11 protein-coding genes and 1 pseudogene are annotated in these 14,596 nt (G+C 72.1%); 5 read left to right on the top strand and 7 right to left on the bottom strand.

The window, feature by feature from the left end:
* Positions 1 to 152: 152 nt before the first annotated feature.
* The 5 genes and pseudogenes from ACZ7MG_RS33475 to ACZ7MG_RS33495 form a co-directional block, all read right to left on the bottom strand.
* Positions 153 to 3,284: an efflux RND transporter permease subunit gene (locus tag ACZ7MG_RS33475; RefSeq protein ID WP_471396329.1), complete on the bottom strand. Its 3,132-nt coding sequence runs from the start codon at positions 3,282 to 3,284 to the stop codon at positions 153 to 155.
* Between the two features lie 203 nt (positions 3,285 to 3,487).
* Positions 3,488 to 4,177: a response regulator gene (locus ACZ7MG_RS33480; RefSeq protein ID WP_471396328.1), complete on the bottom strand. Its 690-nt coding sequence runs from the start codon at positions 4,175 to 4,177 to the stop codon at positions 3,488 to 3,490.
* A 57-nt stretch (positions 4,178 to 4,234) separates the two neighbouring features.
* Positions 4,235 to 5,467, bottom strand: a complete 1,233-nt coding sequence (locus tag ACZ7MG_RS33485) for a sensor histidine kinase (protein ID WP_471396326.1) — start codon at positions 5,465 to 5,467, stop codon at positions 4,235 to 4,237.
* A gap of 206 nt (positions 5,468 to 5,673) precedes the next feature.
* Positions 5,674 to 5,951 (bottom strand): annotated as a pseudogene (gene pspAA, locus ACZ7MG_RS33490) (PspA-associated protein PspAA).
* Between the two features lie 27 nt (positions 5,952 to 5,978).
* Complete coding sequence (locus ACZ7MG_RS33495) at positions 5,979 to 6,782, bottom strand: PspA/IM30 family protein (RefSeq protein ID WP_471396324.1); 804 nt, start codon at positions 6,780 to 6,782, stop codon at positions 5,979 to 5,981.
* Between the two features lie 334 nt (positions 6,783 to 7,116).
* On the opposite strand from ACZ7MG_RS33495, the gene ACZ7MG_RS33500 reads away from it, so the two are divergent.
* Together ACZ7MG_RS33500 and ACZ7MG_RS33505 are read left to right on the top strand one after the other, a co-directional pair.
* Positions 7,117 to 7,746: a DUF3043 domain-containing protein gene (locus ACZ7MG_RS33500; RefSeq protein ID WP_471396322.1), complete on the top strand. Its 630-nt coding sequence runs from the start codon at positions 7,117 to 7,119 to the stop codon at positions 7,744 to 7,746.
* 83 nt (positions 7,747 to 7,829) lie between these two features.
* Positions 7,830 to 8,540 (top strand): class I SAM-dependent methyltransferase, encoded by a 711-nt coding sequence (locus tag ACZ7MG_RS33505; protein WP_471396320.1) that lies wholly within the window; start codon positions 7,830 to 7,832, stop codon positions 8,538 to 8,540.
* A 260-nt stretch (positions 8,541 to 8,800) separates the two neighbouring features.
* Here the strand turns inward: ACZ7MG_RS33505 and ACZ7MG_RS33510 are convergent, their stop codons facing one another.
* Positions 8,801 to 9,004, bottom strand: coding sequence for a hypothetical protein (locus ACZ7MG_RS33510; protein ID WP_336536299.1), 204 nt, complete (start codon positions 9,002 to 9,004; stop codon positions 8,801 to 8,803).
* A 126-nt stretch (positions 9,005 to 9,130) separates the two neighbouring features.
* On the opposite strand from ACZ7MG_RS33510, the gene ACZ7MG_RS33515 reads away from it, so the two are divergent.
* The gene (locus ACZ7MG_RS33515; protein WP_471397031.1) at positions 9,131 to 10,333 is read left to right on the top strand and encodes a bifunctional adenosylcobinamide kinase/adenosylcobinamide-phosphate guanylyltransferase; all 1,203 of its coding nucleotides are present in this window, start codon (positions 9,131 to 9,133) and stop codon (positions 10,331 to 10,333) included.
* On the opposite strand, the gene ACZ7MG_RS33520 is transcribed toward ACZ7MG_RS33515, so the two are convergent.
* Positions 10,322 to 11,227: a class I SAM-dependent methyltransferase gene (locus tag ACZ7MG_RS33520; RefSeq protein ID WP_471397033.1), complete on the bottom strand. Its 906-nt coding sequence runs from the start codon at positions 11,225 to 11,227 to the stop codon at positions 10,322 to 10,324. The genes ACZ7MG_RS33515 and ACZ7MG_RS33520 overlap by 12 nt on opposite strands.
* A 183-nt stretch (positions 11,228 to 11,410) precedes the next feature.
* Here ACZ7MG_RS33520 and cobT point away from each other — a divergent pair, with 183 nt between their 5' ends.
* Together cobT and ACZ7MG_RS33530 are read left to right on the top strand one after the other, a co-directional pair.
* Entirely contained in the window at positions 11,411 to 12,523 is a 1,113-nt protein-coding gene (gene cobT / locus ACZ7MG_RS33525) for a nicotinate-nucleotide--dimethylbenzimidazole phosphoribosyltransferase (protein ID WP_471397036.1), read from the top strand.
* A gap of 201 nt (positions 12,524 to 12,724) precedes the next feature.
* Positions 12,725 to 14,455: a phosphatidylglycerol lysyltransferase domain-containing protein gene (locus tag ACZ7MG_RS33530; RefSeq protein ID WP_471395829.1), complete on the top strand. Its 1,731-nt coding sequence runs from the start codon at positions 12,725 to 12,727 to the stop codon at positions 14,453 to 14,455.
* The last annotated feature ends 141 nt before the right edge of the window (positions 14,456 to 14,596 follow it).

The raw sequence follows: 14,596 nt of genomic DNA on the forward strand, positions 1-14,596 counted from the left end.
CCCGGGTCCCTCCCCCGCGTACCAGTTCGATGCACAGGATACGTAAGGGCGAGGCACGGGCGGCGCCGTGCGGACGGGGATACGCGGACGGCCGGGTCCCGAACGTGTGCGTTCGGGACCCGGCCGCCGTCGGCCTCTCGGTGACGGTGGTGTCAGACCCCGGCGGGCTCCGGCTCCTCCGACTGCTCGTCCGACTGCTCGGTGGCGGCGGGTGCCGCACCGCCCCGCTTCAGGGCCTTCTTCTTGGCCCGGCGCTCCTTGCGGATCTCGATCATCGTGTAGAGGGTCGGGACCAGCAGCAGGGTCAGCAGCGTCGACGTGATCAGACCGCCGATGACGACCACGGCCAGCGGCTGGGCGATGAAGCCGCCCTCGCCGGTGATGCCGAGGGCCATGGGCAGCAGCGCGAAGATCGTCGCCAGGGCCGTCATCAGGATCGGGCGGAGCCGGTGACGGCCGCCCTCGATGACCGCCTCGACGGTGCCGTAGCCCTGGCGGCGGTACTGGTTGATCAGGTCGATCAGCACGATCGCGTTGGTCACCACGATGCCGATCAGCATCAGCATGCCGATCATCGCGGGGACACCCATCGGCGTACCGGTGACGATCAGCAGGCCGATCGCGCCGGTGGCCGCGAACGGGATGGAGACCAGCAGGATCAGCGGCTGGATGAGCGACCGGAAGGTCGCGACCAGCAGCATGAAGACGATCGCGATCGCCGCGAGCATCGCGAGGCCGAGCGAGGCGAAGGCCTCGTCCTGGTCCTCGGAGACACCGCCGATGGAGGCGGTGGCGCCCTCGGGCAGCTTCAGGGCGTCCAGCTTGGCGGTGAGGTCGGTGCTGACCGCGCCGGTGTTGTCGCCCTTGGGCTTCGCCGTGATCGTCGCGGCCCGCTGGCCGTCGATCCGGGTCATGGCGACCGGGCCGTCCACCAGCTCGACGTCCGCGATGTCACCCAGCTTCACCGCGCCCAGCGGCAGGTCCCGCAGCTCCTTCAGGGTGTCGGCGGGCTTCGCCGACTTGATGACGACGTCCCGCTCGGTGTCGTCGAGGATCGCCCGGCCGCTGGTCGTCCCGCGCACGGCCTGGGAGACGGCCGCGCCGAGGGTCTGCTCGTCGAAGCCGGCCGCGGCCGCCTTGTCGGTGGCCCTGACCGAGATCCGGGGCACGCTCTGCGAGAGGTCGCTGGTGACGTCGGTGACGTTGTCCATCGTGGAGACGGCGTCCCGGACCTGCTCCGCGGCCTTGCGCAGGACATCGCCGTCGGCGGCCTTCACCACCACGCTGAGGTCCTGGCTGCCGAAGGCGTCGCCGACCGCCACGGTGGTCGTACCGATGCCGGAGAGCCCGGCGAGGCCCTTCTCGATGGTGTCCTGGACACCGGCGGCGTCGGCCGAGTCGTCCAGCATGACGCTGTACGAGGCCTGGTTGGAGTCGGTGCCACCGCCGAACGCGGCCAGGAAGCCGGAGGAGCCGATGGTGACCTGGTAGTCCTTGACGCCCTTGGTCCCGGCGAGCAGCTTCTCGACCTTCTTCGTCTGCTCGTCGGTCGCCGTGAGGCTGGTGCCGGGCTTCAACTCCTGCTTGAGGCTGAGGACTTCCTGGTCGCCCGGGTCGAAGAAGTTCGTCTTCAGCAGCGGGGCCATGCCGAACGTGCCGATCAGCACGACGGCCGCGATGGCCACACTGGTCAGCCGGCGGCGGGTGGCGAAGCGCAGGACCGGGACGTAGAAGCGCTGGAGGCGGCTCTTCGCCTCCTTCTCCTCGGCCTTGCGGCGGGCTTCCTCGGCGTCCTCGGGCGTGCCCTTCGGGGCGCGCAGGAACCAGTACGACAGCACCGGGACCACGGTCAGGGAGACCACGAGGGAGGCGAGCAGGGCCGCCGTCACGGTGAGCGAGAAGCTGCCGAACAGCTCGCCGACCATACCGCCGGTGAGGCCGATCGGGAGGAAGACGGCGACCGTCGTCAGGGTGGAGGAGGTGACCGCTCCGGCGACCTCGCGGACCGCCTTGAGGATGGCCTCCTCGCGCTCCTCGCCGTAGCCGAGGTGCCGCTTGATGTTCTCCAGCACCACGATCGAGTCGTCGACGACCCGGCCGATGGCGATGGTGAGCGCGCCGAGGGTGAGCATGTTGAGGGAGAGGTCGCGGGTCCACAGCACGATCAGCGCCAGGACCACCGACAGCGGGATGGAGACCGCGGTGACGAGGGTCGAGCGGATCGACGCCAGGAAGACCAGGATGACCAGGACCGCGAAGACCAGGCCGAGCGCGCCCTCGGTGGTCAGGCCCTCGATGGACTTGGCGACCGCCGGACCCTGGTCGCTGACCACGGTGACGGTGGCGCCGGAGCCCAGGTCCCGCCGCATGTCCGCGAGCTTGTCCTCGACGGCGTCGGAGATGGCGACCGCGCTGCCGTTACGGTCCATGGTGACCATGACCGCGAGGCTCGGCTCGCCATTGGTGCGGGTGATGGAGTCGGCCCTGGCCTGCTCCTCCTTGACCGCGGCGACATCCGCGAGGCGTACGGGCTTCTTGGCGCCCTCGCCGCGCACCATCACGTTCTCGATCTGCTCCAGCGAGGTGTAGCCGCCGCCGACCTGGACGGTGCGGTTGGCGCCGTCCTCGTCGAAGGAGCCCGCGGGCATCGTGACGCCGCCCGCCTGGAGTGCCTGCGAGAGGGCCATGGTGGTCAGGCCCGCCTTGGCGAGCTTCGCGTCGTCGGGGGTGACGGTGACCTGGACGTCCCGTACGCCGTCGACGGTGACCTGGCCGACGCCGTCGATGGCCTCGACGGTCGGCACCACGGTCCGGTCGAGCTGGTCCGCGAGGGCCTGCTGGTCCTGGTCGGAGGAGACGGCGAGGACGACGGTCGGCATGTCGTCCGTGGAGCCCGCGATCACCTGCGGGTCCACGTCGTCCGGGAGCTGCGCCCGGACCCGGTTGACGGCCTGCTGGACATCGGCGACGAGCTGGTCGGTGCCCGGTCCGTAGTCGAAGGACGCCATGATCAGGGCGTTGCCCTCACTGGCGGTCGAGGTGACGCCCGTGATGCCGTCGACCCCTTCGAGGCCGGCCTCGATGGGTTCGACGACCTGCTTCTCGACCACGTCCGGGGACGCGCCCTGGTAGGGCGCGAGCACGGACACCATGGGCAGTGCGATGGTGGGCAGCAGCTGCTGCTTGAGCTGGGGTATCGCGATCGCCCCGAAGACGAGCGCGATGATCGACATCAGACCGACGAGGGCCCGCTGTGCGAGGCTGAACCGAGACAGCCAGGACATGGGTCAGGGTCTCTCTTCTGTGGCGTGAGCGGCGGACGAACGCCCATGCCACATGCGGCTTCGATCCCCCATGTGTCGCCCCTGTGAAGCGGATGTGAGCGCTCACCTCATACCCTGCGCCATCGCGGACCCCGGTTCCCTCGCTCCCCAGGGCCATTTCCTTATCCGGCGCATACTCCGAGTGGAGTAGTCCCCGGTGGCTGTCAGTCCACCCTCGGTCGTACCAGGCCCGACTCGTACGCGAAGACCACCAGCTGGGCCCGGTCCCGGGCGCCGAGCTTGGCCATGGCCCGGTTGACGTGGGTCTTCACGGTCAGCGGGCTGACCTCCAGCCGCTCGGCGATCTCGTCGTTGGAGAGTCCGCCGGCGACCTGGACGAGCACCTCGCGCTCGCGGCTGGTGAGGGTGGCGAGCCGGGCCGAGCGGGCGGCGGCCCCGCCCTCGCCGTCGCCGGAGTCGTCGGGCTGTGCGAGGAACCGGGCGATCAGGCCCTTGGTGGCGGTCGGCGACAGCAGCGCCTCGCCGCCGGCGGCGACCCGGATCGCGTTCAGCAGTTCGTCCGGCTCGGAGCCCTTGCCGAGGAAGCCGGAGGCGCCGGCGCGCAACGACCGCACCACGTAGTCGTCGACCTCGAAGGTGGTGAGGATGACGACCCGGACATGGGCGAGCGTCGGATCGGCGCTGATCAGCCGGGTGGCGGCCAGTCCGTCCGTGCCGGGCATCCGGATGTCCATCAGCACGACGTCCGCCCGCTCCTCCTTCGCGAGCCGCACCGCCTCCGCCCCGTCCGACGCCTCCCCCACCACCTCCATGTCCGGCTCCGAGTCGACGAGCACCCGGAAGGCACTGCGCAGCAGCGCCTGGTCGTCGGCGAGCAGGACACGGATCGTCATACGGGGTCCCCCGGGGCACTGGTCACGGTCGTACGGCCGCCGCCGCGACGGTGCCGTTCACGGTCGTACGGCTTCCGCGGTGGTCGTGCGGGTCTTGAGCGGCAGGATCGCATGGACGCGGAAACCGCCGCCGTAGCGGGGGCCGGTGGTGAGGGCGCCGCCGAGCGCGGCGACGCGTTCCCGCATGCCGAGGAGGCCGTGGCCGCCGACCCCGTCGCCCTGGGTGTCCGGTCCCGTCTGCCCGGTGCCGTTGTCGAGGACGGTGATCTCCACGTTCGGGCCGACGCGTACGACGCTGACCTCGGCCTTCGCCGCCTCGCCCGCGTGCTTGTGCACATTGGTGAGGGCTTCCTGGATGACCCGGTACGCGGCGAGGTCGACGGCGGCCGGGAGGGTCACGCCCTCGTCGGCGCGGACCACCTCGACGGCGAGGCCCGCGCTGTGGAAGGTGCCGACGAGTTCACCGAGCCGGACCAGGCCCGGGGCGGGTTCGGTGGGGGCCTCGGGGTCGCCGGACTGGCGGAGCAGGCCGACCGTGGCGCGGAGTTCGTTGAGCGCGGAGCGGCTGGCCTCGCGGACGTGGGCGAGGGCCTCCTTGGCCTGGTCGGGCCGCTTGTCCATGACGTGCGCGGCGACCCCGGCCTGGACGTTGACCAGGGCGATGTGGTGGGCGACGACGTCGTGCAGATCGCGGGCGATCCGCAGCCGCTCCTCGGCGACCCGGCGGCGGGCCTCCTCCTCACGGGTGCGCTCCGCGCGTTCGGCGCGCTCCCTTATGGCGTGCACGAAGGCGCGGCGGCTGCGCACCGCGTCGCCGGCCGTCGCGGCCATGCCGGTCCAGGCGAAGATGCCGATGTTCTCCTGGTCGTACCAGGGCATGGGGCCGGCGAGCATGGCCGTACCGGTCAGCACGGTCATCGTGAGCGGGCCGACGCGCCAGGTGGTGGGGCGGTCGGTGGTGGAGGCGACCGTGTAGAGGGCGATCACGGCGGACATCGCGACGGGGGCGCGCGGGTCGCCGGTCACCAGTTCGGCGAGGGTGAGCGCGGAGGTGGCGGCGAGGACGGCCATGGGGGCGCGGCGGCGGGCGACCAGGACGGCGGCGGCCGTCACCATGAGCGCGATGCTGAGTCCGCCGGGGGTGCGGGCGCCCCATCTGTCGCCGTGCTCGGCGTGGGGGTCGACGAAGGAGGCGGCCACCATCGTGACGAGGACGCCGAGGGCCAGGGCGGCGTCCAGCGCGAGGGGGTGCGCTGTCAGCCAGGTTCTGGCTCGGTGGAGGGTGCTCACGATTGATTACGGTACGGGGCGGTTGTCGGGGGCGGAATCGGTGGTGGCGGTACCTGTGGGGGCGGTACCTGTGGGGGCGGTACCTGTGGGGGCGGTACCTGTGGGGGCTGTTCGAGGTGAGTGGGTACGTGCGGGTCCGGTGGGGCTTCTCGCGCAGTTCCCCGCGCCCCTGAAGGACACGGCCCTTCGGGCCTGTCCATCGGTCCTCACCCCGGGATCAGGCCGTCGTCGCTCAGCATTTCCCGGACCTCCTCCAGGGTCGCGTCCGGGGACGGGAGGATCAGTTCCGAGGGCTCCAGGGAGTCGTCGGGGAGGGGGTGCCCAGTTCGCGGACCTTGTCCAGGAGGGCGTGGAGGGTGTGGCGGAAGCCCGAGCCGTCGCCGACCTCCATTTCCGCCAGGAGTACGTCGTCCAGCTTGTTCAGCTCGGCGAAGTGGACGTCGTCCAGCCTCACCTGGCCCTCCCCCATGATCCGTACGATCATGTCGCCCTCCTCCGGGACGAGAGACGGCTACTGCTTGTCGAAGCGCGGAGTGTCCTGCTGCTGGGACTGCTGCTGCGGGGCCGCCTGGCCGGTGCCGCCCTCGAGGGCCTGCTGCTGCGCGGACGGGCCGCCCGCCAGCTCGGCCTTCATGCGCTGGAGCTCCAGCTCGACGTCCGTACCGCCGGAGAGACGGTCCAGCTCGGCCTGGATGTCGTCCTTGTGCATCCCGGACGGGTCGTCGAGGGCACCGGAGGCGAGCAGTTCGTCGATGGCGCCGGCGCGGGCCTGGAGCTGCGCGGTCTTGTCCTCGGCGCGCTGGATCGCGAGACCGACGTCGCCCATCTCCTCGGAGATGCCGGAGAACGCCTCGCCGATCCGGGTCTGCGCCTGGGCGGCGGTGTACGTGGCCTTGATCGTCTCCTTCTTCGTACGGAAGGCGTCGACCTTGGCCTGCAGGCGCTGCGCGGCGAGGGTGAGCTTCTCCTCCTCGCCCTGGAGGGTGGAGTGCTGCGTCTCCAGGTCCGTCACCTGCTGCTGGAGCGCGGCGCGACGCGAGAGCGCCTCGCGGGCCAGGTCCTCGCGGCCGAGCGCGAGCGCCTTGCGGCCCTGGTCCTCCAGCTTCGAGGACTGGGACTGGAGCTGGTTGAGCTGAAGCTCCAGGCGCTTGCGGGAGGTGGCGACATCGGCCACGCCCCGGCGCACCTTCTGGAGCAGCTCCAGCTGCTTCTGATACGAGTAATCAAGGGTCTCGCGCGGGTCCTCGGCCCGGTCAAGGGCCTTGTTCGCCTTCGCGCGGAAGATCATCCCCATACGCTTCATGACACCGCTCATGGGCTTCGCGCGCCCCCTTCTGACGGACTCCAGCTCACAGGTCTGCGACAGAACCCACAGTACGGGCCCTGCTTCTATTACCGCACTGTTCGGGGACGGATGCGCTCATCCCCAAGGACGACTGTGTACGGCGCCGCTCCGGCGTAGGGAGTAGGTGTCTCCCGGGGTTACGTACGGGCCGCTCCCTGGAATACCTCAGCCGTCCTACGGGTGGACCGCCACCACACTTCCCCCTTTTCCGGCTTTTCGGGTTTCCCCGAACACTTTCGCCCCAGCTCTGTCTCCAGCAAGGACGTCGGGTGTTGCCGGATCGTTCCCCACTCGGCTGGGGTCCATGCCCCGGCACCCCGTACCCTTGGGTTTTGTGTTTCGTAGCCGCGCCAAGAGCGACAAGGAATCGGCCGCCGACAAGGCGCTGGTGACCGACTCCAAGCAGACCCGTGACCCGCAGGCCCCCAAGGGGCGTCCCACTCCCAAGCGGAGTGAGGCCCAGGGGCAGCGCCGTAGCGTCGCCCATACGCCGACGACGCGCAGGGAGGCCGCCAAGCGCTCCCGCGACGAGCGCCGCTCCGCGATGGAGAAGCAGCGTCAGGCGCTGGCCACCGGCGACGAGCGCTATCTGCCCGCCCGGGACAAGGGCCCGGTGCGCAGGTTCGCCCGTGACTTCGTGGATTCGCGCTTCCACATCGCGGAGTTCTTCCTGCCGCTGGCCGTGATCATCCTGGTGCTGAGCATGGTGCAGGTGGCGTCGCTGCAGAACATCGCGCTGCTGCTGTGGCTCTTCGTGATCGTGCTGATCGTGGTCGACTCGATCAGCCTCGGGTTCCGTCTGAAGAAGCAGCTGAACGAGCGCTTCCCCGACGCGAACAAGAAGGGCGCCGTGGCCTACGCCCTGATGCGCACGCTCCAGATGCGTCGCCTCCGGCTGCCGAAGCCGCAGGTCAAGCGCGGAGAGCGGCCCTGAGCACGACCGCTTTCTCCGGGGGTGCGGCCGAGGCCTGGCTGAACCGGCTGGGCACGCTGCGTGAGGTCGTCCGACAGGAGCTGGTGTCCCGGCAGCTCGACGAGCAGATAGCCGGCCGCTTCCCCGTCGGGCAGCGGCTGCGGGTGCTGGACGTGGGCATGGGACAGGGCACGCAGGCGCTGCGGCTGGCCCGGGCCGGGCACGCGGTGACCGGGATCGAGCGCGAGACGAAGCTCATCGCCGTGGCCCGGGAGGCGCTGGCCGCCGAGCCCGAGGGCATCCGGGGGCGGGTGCGGATCGTCGAGGGCGACGGCCGGGACACGGGTGTGCACTTCCTGCCGGGCAGCTTCGACGTGGTGCTCTGTCACGGGGTGCTGATGTACGTCGAGGAGCCGGACGCCCTGCTGGCGGGGCTGGCGCGGATGCTGGCGCCCGGGGGGCTGCTGTCGCTGCTCGTCCGCAACGGCGACGCGCTCGCGATGCGGGCGGGGCTGGCCGGGGACTGGGCGGGGGCGGTGGCCGCGTTCGACACCACCGCGTACCGGAATCGGCTCGGGCTGGATGTGCGGGCGGATCGGCTGGACGCGTTGACGGACGCGCTCGGGGGGATCGGGGCGCCGTTGCACGCGTGGTACGGGGTGCGGGTGTTCACGGACCTCGCCGCGGATGACGCGGGGCTGCCTGAAGGGGTGGGGGATCTTGAGGTGCTCCTCGCCGCGGAGGAGCGGGCGGGGCGGACGGATCCCTATCGGCAGGTGGCCGCGTTGTTGCATCTGTGCGGGGTTCGGGGCTGAGGGCGCCTTCTGGGGTGGGGGTGCGGGTCGCTTTGGCGGGTGCGGGTCCGGTGGGGGCTGGTCGCGCAGTTCCCCGCGCCCCTGAAAAAGCGGGCTGCGCCCTGCTTTTTCGGCCCGAAAGGGCCGTAGGCCCTTAAGGGGCGCGGGGAACTGCGCGAGAAGCCCCACCGGGCCCGCGGTCGCTCACACACCCATCCCACCCAACCCCTCGGCGGGATCGGGGCGGAGCCCCGTACAGGGACCCCGCCCGCCGCGGAGCGCTACGCGTTCAGGCTCATCGGGCCGTAGATCTCCGTCGTGTCCTCGAAGAGACGGACCTGGTCGGCGCCACCCTCCAGCAGCGCTTTCCAGTGCTCGCCGATCCACGACTCGGCATCCCCCTGGGTCGTGAACTCCTCGGGCTGGACCGCGGGCTGGACCTCCGCCCCGTCGGCCTTCTCGAACCGCCACAGCCATGCCGCCATGTGAGCCTCCGTAAGTACCGGCCCGACACCGCACACGCGACATCGGGCAAGATCCGGTTCCTCCCTGAGCCTAGTCGGACGCACAAGACCTGCGGGTGTTCATCAGGGCGCGGGAGACTCGGGGGTGTGGAACTGACATTGCTCGGCACCGGCGCTCCCGCGGGGCTGCCCCGCCCCGACTGTCCGTGCGCGGCGTGCGCGACCGCGCTCGGGGATGCCGCGCGCGGGGCGACCGCGCTGCTCGTGGACGGCACACTGCTGCTCGACCTCACTCCGGGCGCCGCCCTCGCGGCCGCGCGCGCCGGGCACTCGCTGACCGGTGTACGGCAGGTCCTGCTGTCGCATCCGCACGACGGGCCCGCCGTGGAGGTGCCGGCGGGGCTGCCGCAGCCGGGGCGGGTGCCGGACGGGCGGGAGCTGGCGCTGCTGACCGGGCACCGGGTGCGGGCGCTGGCCCTGGACGCGCCGGGGACGGGGTACGCGGTCACCGGGCCGGGCGGGCAGCGGCTGCTGTATCTGCCGCCGAGGGGCGCGCTCGCCGGGGTGGAGGAGCGGGCGCAGCCGTACGACATGGTGGTCCTCGATGTGCTGGGGCGGCCGGACGCGTTGGCGCGGCTGCGGGCGGTGGGGGCCGTGGGGCCGACGACCGATGTGGTCGCCGTGCACCTCGACCACGACGTGCCGCCGGACGGCGAGTTGCCGCGCCGGCTCGCGGCGGCGGGGGCGCGCGCCGTGCCGGACGGGACGACGCTGGCGGTGGGCGCCTACCAGGACGTGCCCGACGTACCGCGCCGCACGCTGGTGCTCGGCGGGGCGCGGTCGGGGAAGTCGGTGGAGGCCGAGCGGCGGCTGGAGGCGTTCCCGGACGTGCTGTACGTGGCGACCGGTGGGACGCGGGGCGGGGACGGGGAGTGGGCCGAGCGGGTCGCCGTCCACCGGGAGCGGCGGCCGGGGACCTGGCGCACGGCCGAGACCTGTGATCTCGTCCCGTTGCTGAAGGACGACGAGGGGGCGCCGCTGCTCATCGACTGTCTGTCGCTGTGGCTGACCGACGCGATGGACGCGGTGGGGGCGTGGGACGACGCGGAGTGGGCCGGCGGTGGGGAGCGCGCGCTCCGGGCGCGGGTCACCGAACTGACCGACGCCGTACGGCGCACGCGCCGCACGGTGGTCGCCGTCTCCAACGAGGTCGGCTCCGGCATCGTCCCCGCCACCGCCTCCGGCCGCCGCTACCGCGATGAACTCGGGCGCCTGAACGCGGCCTTCGCGAACGAGTGCGAGCACGTGCTGCTGGTGGTGGCGGGGCAGGCCCTGTCGCTACGGGGGTGAGAGCAGGGGGGACTCCCGTGGGGTCGCGGGGGCGGTCGGGTGCGTGGTGCGGCGCGCGATGATGCGGTGCGCGCGGGGCGGGAGGGGGGCGCAGGCGCGGCGGGACAGCACCTCGTAGCCCAGGGCCTCCAGCTCGGCGAGCAGATTGCGCAGGGGCATGAGGTGGAGCGGGCGCGGGCGGTCGGACGGCTTCCACAGCCGCCGACGGCGGCCGGGCAGTACGCCCAACGGGCGGGCCGGGTCCGGGACTTCGAGGAGGAGGTGGCCGCCGGGGCGCAGGACCGCGCGGGCGGCGCGGAGTTCCGCGCGGGGGTCGGTGGTGTGTTCGAGGTGGTGGAACATGCTGACCACGTCGTAGCGGGCGCGCAGCCGCGCGGTGATCTCCGGGTCGGTGAGCAGGCCCTGATGCGCCTCCTCCACGCGCCCGGCCTCCCACGCCCGTTCGACGCGCGGCGTCGGGTCGAGGCCGTCGAAGGAGGTGTACGGGTGGATCGCCCGTGCGGCCTCCGGGAAGTGGCCGTGGCCGGTGCCGACGTCGAGCCAGCTCTCCGGTTCGGGGTACGGCAGCAGGGCGCGGGCCGCGCCCCGGAGGTGCCGGCGGCGGCGTCGTCCGACGGAACTCGGGCCCACGTGGTCCTCGGCGGCGTACTGGTGGTGCCGGAGCAGGAGTCCGTCCGTCGTGGGCGGGGGGTTCTGGAAGGCGTGCGCGCAGTCCCGGCACTCGTCCACCACGAACGTGCCCGGCGTGCGCCGCCGTCCCTCCGGCGCGCGCACCCGCGTACGCAACTGCCGCGAGCCGCACCACGGGCAGTCGGTCCGGCGTGGTTCGTGGAAGGGGTCGACTCCCGGTTCTCCGGTGAGGGGGCCGGGCTCCGGCCGCGGGGTGGGGGGCATGGCGGCTCCTGGGACAGCGGGGCGGGACCTGTGGACACCCCTGGGACATTCGCCTCAAAAAGGTACGTAGCCGGTCGCTGTGCCGGTCGCAATGACGTGCCGGTGGCGCGGGGGCACGTCCGTACGTCCCGGGGTCACGGTGTGGCGCGGTCGTGTTCGATCGCTGCCGGTACTGTTCGGCGAATGAGCTCGCTTAATCTCGACGACTTCACCGATCTGATCGAGCGCCCCGACGGTGGGGTGCGCCGCGACGCCGAGGCGCGGCGGGAGAGGCAGATCGTGCCGGCCGGGGCGCTGGGCCGCCTCGACGAACTGGGTGAGTGGCTGGCGGCGGCGCAGGCGGCCGTGCCGGTGCGGCCGATCCGGCAGGCCCGCGCGGTCCTGTTCGCGGGCGACCACGGGATCGCCGAACTGGGCGTCTCCGCGCGAGCCGCGGGCACCGCGGACCAGCTGGTGCGGGGCGTCCTGGACGGCAGCAGCCCGGTGGCGGTGCTGGCCCGGCAGCTCGATGTGCCCGTACGCGTGGTGGATCTCGCGCTCGACTGCGACCCCGAGGCGCTGCCCGCCGAGGTCGTACGGCATCGGGTGCGGCGCGGGTCGGGGCGTATCGATGTCGAGGACGCGCTGACGGCCGAGGAGGCGGAGGCGGCGTTCCGGGTGGGCGTCGCCCTCGCGGACGAGGAGGCGGACTCCGGGACCGATCTCGTCGTCCTCGGCGATGTGAGCGTCGGCGGGACGACGGCGGCGGCCGTGCTCGTGGCCGGGCTGTGCGGGACCGACGCGTCCGTGGTCACCGGTCGCGGTGGGCGGGCGATCGACGATCTGGCGTGGATGCGCAAGTGCGCGGCCGTGCGGGACTCGCTGCGGCGGGCCCGGCCGGTGCTCGGGGACCAGTTGCAGTTGCTGGCGACGGTGGGCGGGGCGGATCTCGCCGCGATGACCGGGTTCCTGTTGCAGAGCGCGGTGCGGAAGACGCCGGTGATTCTGGACGGTGTGGTGTCGGCGGCGTGTGCGCTGGTCGCCCAGCGGGTCGCGTTCCGGGCGCCGGACTGGTGGCTGGCCGGGCACAACAGTGGGGAGCCGGCGCAGGCCAAGGCGCTCGACCGGATGGCCATCGAGCCGCTGCTCGACCATGGGGTGAAGGTCGGCGAGGGCGCGGGTGCGCTGTTGGCGCTGCCGTTGGTGCGGGCGGCGGCGGGCCTGTCGGCGGAGCTGCCCGAAGGGGAGCCGACGGAACCGGCGAAGCCGGCGGTGACCGAGGAGAAGGATCTCGCCGCGGAGTACGACGCGACGTAGGCCTCGGGGCCCGGGTGCGTTGTCGGGTGCGGGTGCGTGGGGGCTGGTCGCGCAGTTCCCCGCGCCCCTGAAAAGCAGGGGCTGCGCCCCTATGCTTTTCGGCCCGCAGGGGCCGTGTCTTTCAGGGGCGCGGGGAACTGCGCGAGAAGCCCCACCGGGCCCGCACCCGACAACCCACCTCACGCCCTAATATCCCTTTCCATGGGAAATGTCCGGTCCCGGCGGGCCGCCGGCTTCGTCGTCTGGTATCTGCGGGTCGTCGCGTTCGTCAACTTCCTCGGGGCCGTGTGGGTGTCGCTGGGGCAGGATCTGCGGCGGCACAACACGGAGGACTACTTCACGCCGTACCTGCTGACGGCGGGATTCGCGACGGGCGTGTTCACGACGTTCCTGGCGATCACTATGCGGCGCCGGAAGCGCGCGGCGTGGATCCTGAACGTGGTGCTGGGCGGCCTGTTCCTGCTGCTGTTCCTGTTCGCGATGGCGTTCGAGGAGATCCGGCAGCACGCGCAGAACTGGGTGTCCACCGCGCTGACGGCCGCCTTCGTGGTCGCTCTGCTGGTGGGGCGCCGGGAGTTCTACGCCAAGGGCGACCGGTCCAACCCCCGGCTCGCCACCGCCGTCGCGCTCGGCGGGCTGCTCGTCTGCTCCCTGCTCGCCGCCCTCCTCGTCACCGTCACCAACGAGGCCGACGACGCGCACCGCTCGTCGTTCTGGGACCGCTGGGGGTACGGCGCCCTGCGGCTGATCTCGGTCGCCGCCGACGACTCCGGATTCGTCGGGATCACCACGCCCACCTGGGTGAACGTCGTCATCAACATCCTCAGCACCCTGCTGGTCCTCGCCGTGTTCTACGCGGCCTTCCGCTCCCGCCGCGCCGTCGACCCGCTCACCGGGGACGACGAGGCGAGGCTGCGGGCGCTGCTGGAGCGGAACGGCGCCCGGGACTCCCTCGGGTACTTCGCCCTGCGGCGGGAGAAGAGCGTCGTGTGGTCGCCCACCGGGAAGGCGGGCATCGCCTATCGCGTGCTGGGCGGGGTCTCGCTCGCCTCCGGTGACCCCATCGGCGATCCCGAGGCCTGGCCCGGCGCCATCGAGCCCTGGCTCGCCGAGGCACGGGCGCACGGCTGGATCCCGGCGGTGATGGGCGCGGGCGAGGAGGCCGGGACCGTGTACGCGCGGCACGGGCTGGACGCGCTGGAGCTGGGCGACGAGGCGATCGTCGAGACCGCCGAGTTCACCCTGGACGGACGGGCCATGCGGACCGTCCGGCAGGCCTACAACCGGGTGAAGCGGGCCGGGTACACCGTCCGGATCCGGCGGCACGCGGACATCGCGGACGACGAGATGGCGCATCTCCTGCGGCGGGCCGACGACTGGCGGGACGGGGAGACCGAGCGCGGGTTCAGCATGGCCCTCGGGCGGCTCGGCGATCCGGGGGACGGGCAGTGCGTGATGCTCGAATGCACCGACGGCGAGGGGGAGTTGCGGGCGCTGCTGTCCTTCGTGCCCTGGGGGCCGCACGGGCTCTCGCTCGACCTCATGCGGCGGGACCGCGACGCGGAGAACGGGCTGACGGAGTTCATGGTGATCGAACTCCTCCAGCGGGCCGGAGAGATCGGGATCACGCAGGTCTCGCTCAACTTCGCCATGTTCCGCTCGGTCTTCGAACGTGGCGGGCGCCTCGGCGCCGGGCCGGTACTGCGGCTGTGGCGGTCGCTGCTCAGCTTCTTCTCGCGCTGGTGGCAAATCGAGTCGCTGTACCGGGCCAACGCCAAGTACCGGCCCATCTGGGAGCCGCGGTTCCTGCTCTTCGAGAAGAGCGCGGACCTGCCGCGCATCGCCATCGCCTCGGCCCGCGCGGAAGGCTTCCTGGAGGCACCGGGACTGCCGAAGTGGCTGCACCGCAGGCACCTGGAGTCGCACGGATGAGGGCATCAGCAGGATGAGGACGGACGCGGCATGAAAACACGAGCAGCATGAGGACACGAGCAGCATGAACAGGGCCGCCCGCTGGGCCCGTGCCGAATGGGGGCTCCTGTACGACACCGTGCGCCCGGTGCTCGTACGCCG

The sequence above is a fragment of the Streptomyces sp. NPDC107538 genome (assembly GCF_055657445.1).

Bases quoted from the DNA above. Each gene is read 5' to 3' on its own strand.
- ACZ7MG_RS33475 (WP_471396329.1), bottom strand. From the start codon at position 3,284: ATGTCCTGGCTGTCTCGGTTCAGCCTCGCACAGCGGGCCCTCGTCGGT.
- ACZ7MG_RS33480 (WP_471396328.1), bottom strand. From the start codon at position 4,177: ATGACGATCCGTGTCCTGCTCGCCGACGACCAGGCGCTGCTGCGCAGT.
- ACZ7MG_RS33495 (WP_471396324.1), bottom strand. From the start codon at position 6,782: ATGAGCGGTGTCATGAAGCGTATGGGGATGATCTTCCGCGCGAAGGCG.
- ACZ7MG_RS33500 (WP_471396322.1), top strand. From the start codon at position 7,117: ATGCCCCGGCACCCCGTACCCTTGGGTTTTGTGTTTCGTAGCCGCGCC.
- ACZ7MG_RS33510 (WP_336536299.1), bottom strand. From the start codon at position 9,004: ATGGCGGCATGGCTGTGGCGGTTCGAGAAGGCCGACGGGGCGGAGGTC.
- ACZ7MG_RS33520 (WP_471397033.1), bottom strand. From the start codon at position 11,227: ATGCCCCCCACCCCGCGGCCGGAGCCCGGCCCCCTCACCGGAGAACCG.
- cobT (WP_471397036.1), top strand. From the start codon at position 11,411: ATGAGCTCGCTTAATCTCGACGACTTCACCGATCTGATCGAGCGCCCC.
- ACZ7MG_RS33530 (WP_471395829.1), top strand. From the start codon at position 12,725: ATGGGAAATGTCCGGTCCCGGCGGGCCGCCGGCTTCGTCGTCTGGTAT.